The sequence below is a fragment of the Halalkalibaculum sp. DA384 genome, from assembly GCF_043951955.1.
Lineage (GTDB): Bacteria > Bacteroidota > Rhodothermia > Balneolales > Balneolaceae > JAMQKA01.
In genome coordinates this window covers 44,982-54,650 of record NZ_JBINJE010000028.1, presented here as the reverse complement: position 1 = coordinate 54,650, position 9,669 = coordinate 44,982, and the positions used below count along the sequence as shown (strand labels likewise).

Here is a 9,669-nt window from a genome sequence, read left to right as displayed (position 1 = left end):
ACAAGCTGCATTTGGTAGTGAGTTTGGACGGGGTCTATCAGAGCATGGATCTGACCAAAGCCAGTGTCCATGATGTTCACTATTTGAAAGATATTGCTCGCAGCGGGCTCAGCGACTGTCTGCTGCTGGCCGACAAGGGGTACCTGTCAAGCAAACAGCAGATTGATTTGTTTTATAGTGCCGGCATCGAACTCCAAACGCCGATGCGTCGCAATCAAAGCGGGTACCAACCGTGGGCAGTGGTTTTTAAAACCGCCCGACGTCGGGTAGAAACGGTCTTTTCGCAGCACTGCGACCAGATGATGCTCAAACGAAACTATGCCAAAACATTTGCCGGGCTGCGAGCCAGATTGATCAGCAAAGTGGCCTCAGTAACGCTGCTGCAGTATATCAACTGGCAAAACGGGCAACCTATTAATCATATTAAACATGCATTAGCTGCTTAATGTTAACCCCTAAACGCGTTATTATAGATAATCAATATTAAAAGAGATCTAATTACAATGGCAGATATTTCCTCAAAATTTTTAACCAGGGATAAGGTAACACCGGAAAAACTGGAACGGGGTATCCACCACTGGTTGTCCTCAACAGAAACGACCGGCAGCAACCAGCTTATCACGGTCCGGGTGGAAGTGCAGCCGGGCAACGGGCATCCGTTCCACCGACATCCCAATATGGAGGAGATTATATATGTACTTTCCGGCCAGGCCGAGCAGTGGCTGGAGCAGGAATCCAAAATTCTGAAAAGAAATGAAGCGGTTTTTATCCCTGAAAATGTGATCCATGCCACCTTTAATGCCTCTGCCGAGGAGCCGCTGGAGTTCCTGGCCATCCTTTCCCCGGCCCATGACCTGGACGGGGACGGAATGGTGGATGTGAGCGGGCAGGAGCCGTGGAAAAGCCTGTCCAAAATATAGGTACCCAGTGAACCCTGAACCAGGAATGCTAACTTAGCAAGATCGATCCGAATGGCTAAAACGGTATTACTTATTGGCACCTTTGATACCAAGGGGGAGGAGTTTGCCTTTGTCCGGGATCAAATTGAAGCCAACGGCTGTTCTGTGCTGCTCATGGATATCGGTGTGCTGGAGGATCCAACGATTGCACCTGATATTTCAGCTGAAGAAGTGGCACAGGCAGGGGGGAGCTCCCTTACCAGCCTGCGCAGGCAGGCGGACCGCACCGAGGCTTTTGAAGTGATGACCGAGGGAATTAAAAAAATGACTCCCCGGCTCTATGAAGAAGGCGCGTTTGACGGGGTGTTGAGCCTGGGCGGCGGCAGCGGCACCATGATGGCTACGGCCGCCATGCGCGAACTGCCGCTTGGTGTGCCGAAACTGATGGTGTCGTCGGTGGCTTCCGGGGATATCAGCGCGTACGTGGATATTAAGGATCTGACCTTTATGTATTCCGTGGCAGATATTGCCGGGCTCAATCGCCTCACCCGGAACATCTTGGCGAATGCCGCGGGAGCAATTTGTGGAATGGTGCAGCGACAAGAAGTGGATCAGAAAGATCAGCCCCTCGTTGCTGCCACCATGTTTGGCGTGACCACGCCCTGCGTAACCCGAGTCCGGGGAAAGCTGGAGGATGCGGGGTATGAGGTGGTTGTGTTCCACGCTACGGGTACGGGGGGACGAACCATGGAGCTGATGATTCGCGAAGGACTGGTAACGGGCGTTGCCGATGTGACCACTACAGAATGGTGCGATGAAGTGGCCGGTGGTTTTTTGTCTGCCGGCCCGGACAGGCTCAGTGCCGCGGGACAGGCGGGTATCCCCCAGGTGGTATCCTGCGGGGCGTTGGACATGGTGAATTTTTTTGCACCCGATACCGTGCCCGAAAAATACCGGTCACGAAATCTCTTTAATCATACCTCCACGGTAACGTTAATGCGAACCAGTCCGGAGGAATGCCGTGAGATCGGGAAACGCATCGCCGGGAAACTGAATCAGTCCACCGGGCCTACGGCCTTGATGATACCGTTGAAGGGCGTCAGTAAAATTGATAACGAGGGAGAAGCTTTTTTTGATCCCGAAGCCGATAAAGCCCTCTTTGATGCATTACAAGAGCATACCAATGAGAATATTTTACTTAAAGAGCTGAACCTGCATATTAATGACAAGGAATTTGCTGATGCCATAGCGGATCAGCTGCTTACTTTTTTAAATCATCAACAAACCGAACTTAACCAGGAATAAGTCATGCCATTTATACCTTACCAGGAATGCTTGAAACGACTGCGCTCCCAGATTGACCAAAAAAAACCGATTATCGGGGCCGGTGCAGGCACCGGAATTTCGGCTAAGTTTGCCGAGCGCGGCGGTGTGGATATCATCATTATTTACAACTCGGGTCGCTACCGCATGGCGGGGCGGGGCAGCGCCGCTGGAATTCTGGCCTACGGGGATGCCAACGAAATCGTTGTCGATATGGCCGGTGAGGTACTACCTGTGGTACAGGATACGCCGGTATTGGCCGGGGTGAACGGGACGGACCCCTTCCGGTTGATGCCCGCATTTCTTAAAGAGCTGAAAGAGATGGGTTTTGACGGTGTCCAGAACTTTCCCACGGTGGGCGTCATTGACGGTAACTTTCGGCAAATTCTGGAAGAAACAGGAATGAGTTTTGATTTGGAAATTGAGATGGTCCGTATTGCCCATGAGATGGATATGCTGACCTGCCCGTACGTGTTTGACGTGGAACAGGCCGAAAAGATGACCGAAGCGGGGGCCGATGTTATTGTGGCTCACATGAATACTACGGTCAAAGGCTCGATCGGGGTCAGCTCGGATGTAGCCCCATCACTTGAAGAGTCCGCCGAGCGGGTGCAGGCCATTCATGACGCCGCCAAAGCGATTCGGGACGATGTCATTGTGCTCTGTCACGGCGGACCGATTGCCGAGCCGCAAGATGCCCAGTATATCTTTGATCATACCGAGGGAACCGCTGGCTTTTTTGGAGCATCAAGCATCGAGCGGCTGGCCACGGAGCCGGCTATTGAGAAGCAGGCACGAACGTTCAAAGAACTCAAAATATAGGAGCAAAAATACAGGGCTTGGGGAGAAACTCCCGGAGCCCTTCACAGTTTTTAATGAAAGAGCTAAATATGATGGTTTGGGAAAAAGTAATGAAGGGATTGTTGGGAGTTATAACATTAGTAGGCATTGCGATATTAATAAGCGCATGTAGTCAGCCGCAGCAAGACGCATCCCAGTCGGATGGTCGCCTCAAAGTATTGTTTTTGGGGGATGACCGCGGCCACCAGCCCCACGTTCGGCTGCGTGATGTAACCCGGCCGATGCTGGACCGGGGCATCGAATTGTTTTATTCCAGCGATATTGATGAACTGGAATTCGAAAATCTACAGCAATATGACGCATTACTACTCTATGCTAACTACCACGCCCCGGACTATCCGGAACTCCCGAAAGAAAAAGAGCAGGCGCTGGTACATTATGTGGAACAGGGCGGGGGCTTTGTGCCTGTCCATGCTGCCTCCGGTAACTTTCGCAACTCTGAGGCTTATATCAACCTGGTCGGGGCGGCTTTTGAAAGCCACGGTACAGGCGTATTCAGCACGCGGATCGCCGAACCCGACCACCCGGTGATGCAGGGTTTTGAAGGATTTGAAAGCTGGGATGAAACCTATGTGCACCAAAAGCATAACACCGAAAATCGTACGGTACTGAGCTATAGGGATGATGAACCGTGGACCTGGGTCCGTACGCAAGGTGATGGCCGGGTATTTTACACCGCCTGGGGGCATGATGAGCGCACCTGGCAAAATCCGGGCTTTCACGAGCTGCTTGAGCGTGGTATTCGCTGGGCAGCCGGACAGGACGTGCAACAGGAGCTGGCCAACCGTAAAATTGAGAATCCTTTTGAATATGTAGTGCTGGATGTGCCTTATCCGCCGCCCCACAAAGAGCGCCTGCGCTATGAGGAGGAGGTCGGGCCGATGGACCGCGATTCCAACTACCCGATGTATTATAAGCAGCAGAAGGCGCTTTCCCCCGAAAAGTCCATGGAGCGGATGATTCTGCCGCCGGGCTTCAAGGTGGAACTGTTTGCCTCGGAACCGGATATTGTGAATCCCATCGCCATGAACTGGGACGAGCAGGGACGGCTTTGGGTGGTGGAGTCCATTGAGTATCCCTATCCCCGTGAATTCTGGCCGGATGGTGGCGGCAAGGATAGAATCATGATTCTTGAAGATACTAACGATGACGGCAAAGCGGATACGTTTACCGAATTTGCCGACAGTCTCAACATTCCCACCAGTATCACTTTTGCCAACGGAGGGGTGATTGTACACCAGGCGCCACAAACCTTGTTTTTGAAGGATACCGATGGTGACGACAAGGCCGATGTCCGCCGTGTTCTCTTCGAAGGATGGAGCCAGTATGATACTCATGCCGGTCCCAATCACCTTCGCTACGGACTGGATAACTGGATTTGGGGTGTCGTGGGGTACTCCGGTTTTGAAGGGACTATCGGTGGAGAAAGGCATGAATTCCGCATGGGGACCTATCGGTTTAAAAAGGATGGTTCGGAGTTTGAGTTTTTGCAGCGAACCAATAACAATACCTGGGGGTTCGGCTTTAACGAAGGGGGCGATGCCTTTATATCGACGGCCAACGGGAACCCCAGCACACATTTTACAATCCCTCAACGGCATTACAGTAAGCTCTCTTCACTGAGTGATTCCAATACGGATCGCCTTACAAATACAGCCCGAGCCATTACATTAACGAACCTGTTCCGCCAGGTGGACTGGGTGGGAGCATACACGGCCGGATCGGGACACGCGGTTTACACGGCACGCAGCTACCCGGAAAAATATTGGAACAAACGCGCTTTCGTTATGGATCCGACTATGCAGATGGTAGGCGAATTTATTCTGGAAGAAGAAGGTTCTGGTTACAGCGCTCATAATCCGCGAAACCTGGTGGCGAGTGATGATGAGTGGTTTTCGCCGGTAGTTGCAGATGTGGGGCCCGACGGTCAGGTCTGGATGGCCGACTGGTACAATTATATCAACCAGCATAATGCCGAAAGTGACCGGCAGGAACCCACGCCGGGTAACGCATATGCCAACCCCTTGCGGGATCGCCAGCATGGCCGCATCTATCGCATCGTATATGAGGATGGAGCGTCAACCGAGAATATGTCCCTCAAAGGGGCTTCTGCTGAAAAGCTGGTCGAGACGTTAACGCATGAGAACATGCTGTGGCGCAGGCATGCCCAGCGCCTGCTGGTAGACCGCGGCGAGGGGGATGTGGTTCCCCAGCTTATTGAACTCGTCAATGATAAAGGAGCGGATCAAATAGGACTAAATCCCGGGGTTATCCATGGAATGTGGACACTGCACGGGCTCGATCAGATGGACGGCAGCAATCAAGAGGCATTGCAGGCTGCCATCGGTGCACTCGATCACCCCTCCGCTGATGTTCGCAAAAATGCCCTGCAGGTGTTGCCTGAGACGCGGGATGTACTGCAGATTATTCTGGACAGCGGGATATTGCGGGACGAAGATCCCAAAGTACAAAAGCAGGCCCTTCTCACATTAATCGATATGCCGGTATCGGTGCAGGCCGGGCAGGCGATATTTGACCTGCTGGAGGCTGTGCAGGAACAAGAGGATCGCTGGCTGATGGAAGCGGGGGCACTGGCCGCCTCCACCCATAACGGGGGATTCCTGGGTGCCGCAGATGCCGCGGGTATGCTGCCAAATAATGTAAGTGTGGAGGAAGATGACCTTGGGCTGGAAAACATTATTGCCATGGTGCTGCAGCAGCATCCCAATGCGCTGGAAGGCAGCGGCAGTTCCGTAACACAAAGCGAGGATACAGCTGAACAGGTAGATGCCGTGCTGCAGCTTGGAGTGACTCCAAATGTGCTGAAATTCAACAAGGAGGAACTGCGCGCCACGGTGGGACAGACTATTCGGCTGACGTTTACCAACACCGGTAATATGGAGCATAATATGCTGCTGGTGACACCCGGTTCTGTCCAGGAGGTAGGCACCCTCGCCGATGAACTTGTCGCCAATATGGAAGGTCGCCAGCGGGATTATGTGCCCGATTCACCGAAAGTCCTTGAAAGCACCCCGATACTGCAACCGGGTGAATCCTATGATATTACATTTACGGTTCCCTCCGAGCCGGGGGAGTACACGCTGATTTGCACGATTCCCGGCCACTGGCGTACCATGCAGACCACGCTCATTGTCGAGCCTTCTTAACATTAAGTGATTGATAACCCACTTTATGAAAAAGAATCTCGAATAGGTAGATCCGAATAAATCCAATATGGCAAGGCTGCTCGTATTTTTTTGCGTTTCCTTATTTCTGTTGAACAGTTGTTCAACAACGAAAACGGACATGGGATCAGAAAATAAACAGGAAACCACATCTTGTAACTCAACCTTTACGAATCCTGTGATGGACGGTGCCGACCCGTGGGTAATCAAAAAAGATGGGTACTACTACTTCTGTGAGTCCAGGGAGGGAGGCATCCATATCGCCAAATCCAGGAAACTGACGGAGCCCCAAAACTGGACCCGGGTTTGGCAGCAGCCTGCTGAGGGGTGGAACAGCTCCCACTTGTGGGCACCGGAGCTGCATTATATCCAGGGGAAATGGTATGTTTATTATACAGCCGGAGAGGCCGGACCACCGTTTATTCATCAGCGGTCTGGAGTACTGGAAGGCTCCAGCCAAGACCCGCAGGAAAGCTTTGAGGAGAAGGGACAGCTCTACACCGGCGATGATATCTCAAATCGAACGAATAATACCTGGGCCATAGATCTGACACCCTTGAAGCTGGGTGATCAGTTATACGGAATTTGGTCGGGATGGAAGCAAAACAGGAACGACGATGCCACCACCCAGCACCTGTATATCGCCAAAATGGAAAACCCGTGGACGATAAGCTCGAGCCGCGTGCTGATCTCATCGCCTGAAGAATCCTGGGAGCGGGGGAACGAAGTGGATTTTGGCATCAACGAAGGGCCCGAAGTGCTGAGACATGGCGATGATGTTTTCGTGATCTATTCCACGCGTGAATCATGGCTGCCCCAATACAGGCTGGGCCAGCTAAGGCTGGCAGGAACCGATGCAGATCCCATGAATCCTGAAAACTGGACCAAGACAGGACCGGTATTCCAGGGAACAGAGAGTGTCCACGGCGTCGGGCATGCCAGCTTTACCACATCTCCGGACAGCATCGAACACTGGATTATTTACCATTCCAAAAAATCGACCGAGCCCGGCTGGAACCGGGACATCCGCATGCAGCCGTTTAGCTGGAATGAGGATGGTTCACCTGACTTCGGCACGCCTGCAAACACCGGCGTGCCGATGCCCGTACCTTCTGGTCAATGTGATAGAAAAATGCAGTAAGCTTACCGGCTTTGGAGATAACGGAATAAGATTTGTGCCTAACATTGAGTTCAACAATGCTATTTACCCTGTTTATTTTTTAAAAGCCACTGAATTATTTGCTACTATCCAATTTGACTCTTTCGCCTTAATTTGAATCCGACACATTTTACAGGCAGTCCTATTTAATTTGCAAGTGTTATTTTTACAGCTATTTTATAATTGCAAAAAAGGGGAAATCTTTATTCTTATCTGGGATCGGCGGCTCCTTTCATTTGGAGTAAAAACGGGATTACTTCTTGGTCGAGGATAAAATAGGTTTCATGGCAAAAGAGGGTTAATACAACCTTTGGTAACCACGCAAGACTGATAAATATCTTATATCTGGGATAATGGGCAAAAAGTCACAGACTGTATATGCTTGTGAAGATAAATATGGTAAAGATTCGGAATTGTGGCTGAAACTGATTGATGGGGATAAAAGGGCGCTGGAACGACTTTTTATGCGCCATTACAATGATTTGGTTCAGTACGCGGTACGTATGTGCAGCTGCAGGGACTTTGCCGAGGATGCGATCCAGCAGCTGTTTTTAAAATTGTGGGAATCCCGCAGAGAATTACAACCGGTAAGCGGAGTTAAAACATACCTTTGGAAGGCTCTGAGAAATCATATGATTACCAAATTGAGAAAGATAAATCGCCGGGAAAATATATTGAATAAGAGAGCTTCTGACATTCGACACTCGGTAAATCTGAATGCCGAGGATTTGATGATTGAGCGTGAAATCGATCGTCAAACCAGCAGGCGGTTAAAGAAGGCACTGGATACCTTAACGGACCGTCAGAGAGAAGTGCTTATTTTAAAGTTTTATAGTGGATTAAACTATGAGGAAATAGAGCAGGTGATGTCAATAAATTATCAGACAGCCCGAAATTATGTGTACGAAGCACTCCGTTTGTTGCAAAATGTTTTAAAGTGAAACACAACGAACAAGAATACTCCGGTTTTGGGGTTTTACTAAGAGATATTTGCAGAACCTTCCTTTTGATCTTGTAAAGCCCGTTTTTTTGATAGAAAAAATCCAGTACAAACAGAAATCCCACCTCGTCTATTAAATAGAACAATAAAACGGGAACTATTTTAACACAACACCAGGGCTTTGACTACAAGCTGGCTGCATCCGGATTATAGCTTGGAAGAGTTGTTGAACAATGATTCCTTCAGAAACTGGACTAAAGGAAATGCCAGTACTGAAGAAAAGGCCTATTGGGATCAATGGGTCGGCGCGAGTGATAAGAATCGTAAACTTGCCCTTGAAGCTCAGAAGAGGTTGACCGGGATTTCCATCAAGGAAAAGGAAGTTACGAATGCACGGGAAAATTGGAAAAAGCTAGAGGCGGCCCTTGAAAAAAAACCACGGCTCCGAAAAGTTGAGATATCCACGGCCCGGCGTACTGGTACCACAGGATGGATATGGAGGCTGGCCGCTGCAGTATTGGTGGCAGCGATAACCGGTTTGTCTGTCTATTTCTACCAGGTGGAAGAACCCGGGCCACAAGAAAATATCGTTAAACATGATGTCAAGACGGACTACGGTGAACAAAAAACCATCTCCCTCAATGATGGATCCAGGATAACACTCAATGCCAATTCCACACTCATATACCAAACAAACACCCTGGACAGCCATGATATAGAAGTGTACCTGGAAGGGGAAGCCTACTTTTCAGTGACTACGAGGGAAGGGCCAGATCGAGCTCCCTTCAAGGTCCGTACGGCAGCGGGACAAGTAGAGGTGTTGGGCACGGAGTTCGTCGTTTTCGCCAGGAATAGTAAAACCAGAGTGGTTCTGAAAAAAGGAAGTGTGTCTGTGGATCCTTTGAGGCCGGATCAGCAACTGCTGCTCAAGCCCGGTCAAATGGCAGAGCTGGACAGCTCCTGGGAAACGGTGCGCACAAAATCAGTCAATCCCGAAGTGTACACCTCTTGGCGAACAAGAATATTGGTTTTCGACAGGACACCGCTGGCCGAAGTAATTGAAAGGCTGGAGTATACTTTTGGGGTAAATGTAATCGTGAGAGAGCCGGACCTGTTTAAGCAGAAGATTACAGGTTCGATAGAAAATGCCGGGTTAGAAGTGATTACATCCGCTCTTTCGAGAACAGTGGACACCTCATATCGAATAAGCGGGGACACTGTCTACCTGGGGAAATGATTTTTCGATAGAAACGGGAAGGGTAACAAATACAATAAATAAACATAATACAAAACAAATGAGCC

The 9,669-nt window shown here is 50.2% G+C and carries 8 protein-coding genes; all 8 read left to right on the top strand.

Annotation, left to right across the window (positions count from 1 at the left end; translation table 11 throughout):
• Window positions 1-446: transposase (locus ACG2E4_RS14420; protein ID WP_395276965.1), on the top strand; the 446-nt coding region annotated here is incomplete at its 5' end.
• 57 nt (window positions 447-503) lie between these two features.
• Window positions 504-920, top strand: coding sequence for a cupin domain-containing protein (locus ACG2E4_RS14415; RefSeq protein ID WP_395276964.1), 417 nt, complete (start codon window positions 504-506; stop codon window positions 918-920).
• A gap of 51 nt (window positions 921-971) precedes the next feature.
• Window positions 972-2,204, top strand: coding sequence for a Tm-1-like ATP-binding domain-containing protein (locus ACG2E4_RS14410; protein ID WP_395276963.1), 1,233 nt, complete (start codon window positions 972-974; stop codon window positions 2,202-2,204).
• A gap of 3 nt (window positions 2,205-2,207) precedes the next feature.
• Window positions 2,208-3,044, top strand: coding sequence for a phosphoenolpyruvate hydrolase family protein (locus tag ACG2E4_RS14405; RefSeq protein WP_395260038.1), 837 nt, complete (start codon window positions 2,208-2,210; stop codon window positions 3,042-3,044).
• A 53-nt stretch (window positions 3,045-3,097) separates the two neighbouring features.
• Window positions 3,098-6,250 (top strand): PVC-type heme-binding CxxCH protein, encoded by a 3,153-nt coding sequence (locus ACG2E4_RS14400; protein ID WP_395260040.1) that lies wholly within the window; start codon window positions 3,098-3,100, stop codon window positions 6,248-6,250.
• Window positions 6,251-6,389: 139 nt separating this feature from the next.
• A complete protein-coding gene (locus ACG2E4_RS14395) occupies window positions 6,390-7,409 on the top strand; it encodes a family 43 glycosylhydrolase (RefSeq protein WP_395260041.1) in 1,020 nt (339 codons plus the stop codon).
• Window positions 7,410-7,780: 371 nt separating this feature from the next.
• Window positions 7,781-8,368: an RNA polymerase sigma factor gene (locus ACG2E4_RS14390; protein WP_395260042.1), complete on the top strand. Its 588-nt coding sequence runs from the start codon at window positions 7,781-7,783 to the stop codon at window positions 8,366-8,368.
• 180 nt (window positions 8,369-8,548) lie between these two features.
• Window positions 8,549-9,604, top strand: coding sequence for a FecR family protein (locus tag ACG2E4_RS14385; RefSeq protein WP_395260044.1), 1,056 nt, complete (start codon window positions 8,549-8,551; stop codon window positions 9,602-9,604).
• Window positions 9,605-9,669: the final 65 nt, after the last annotated feature.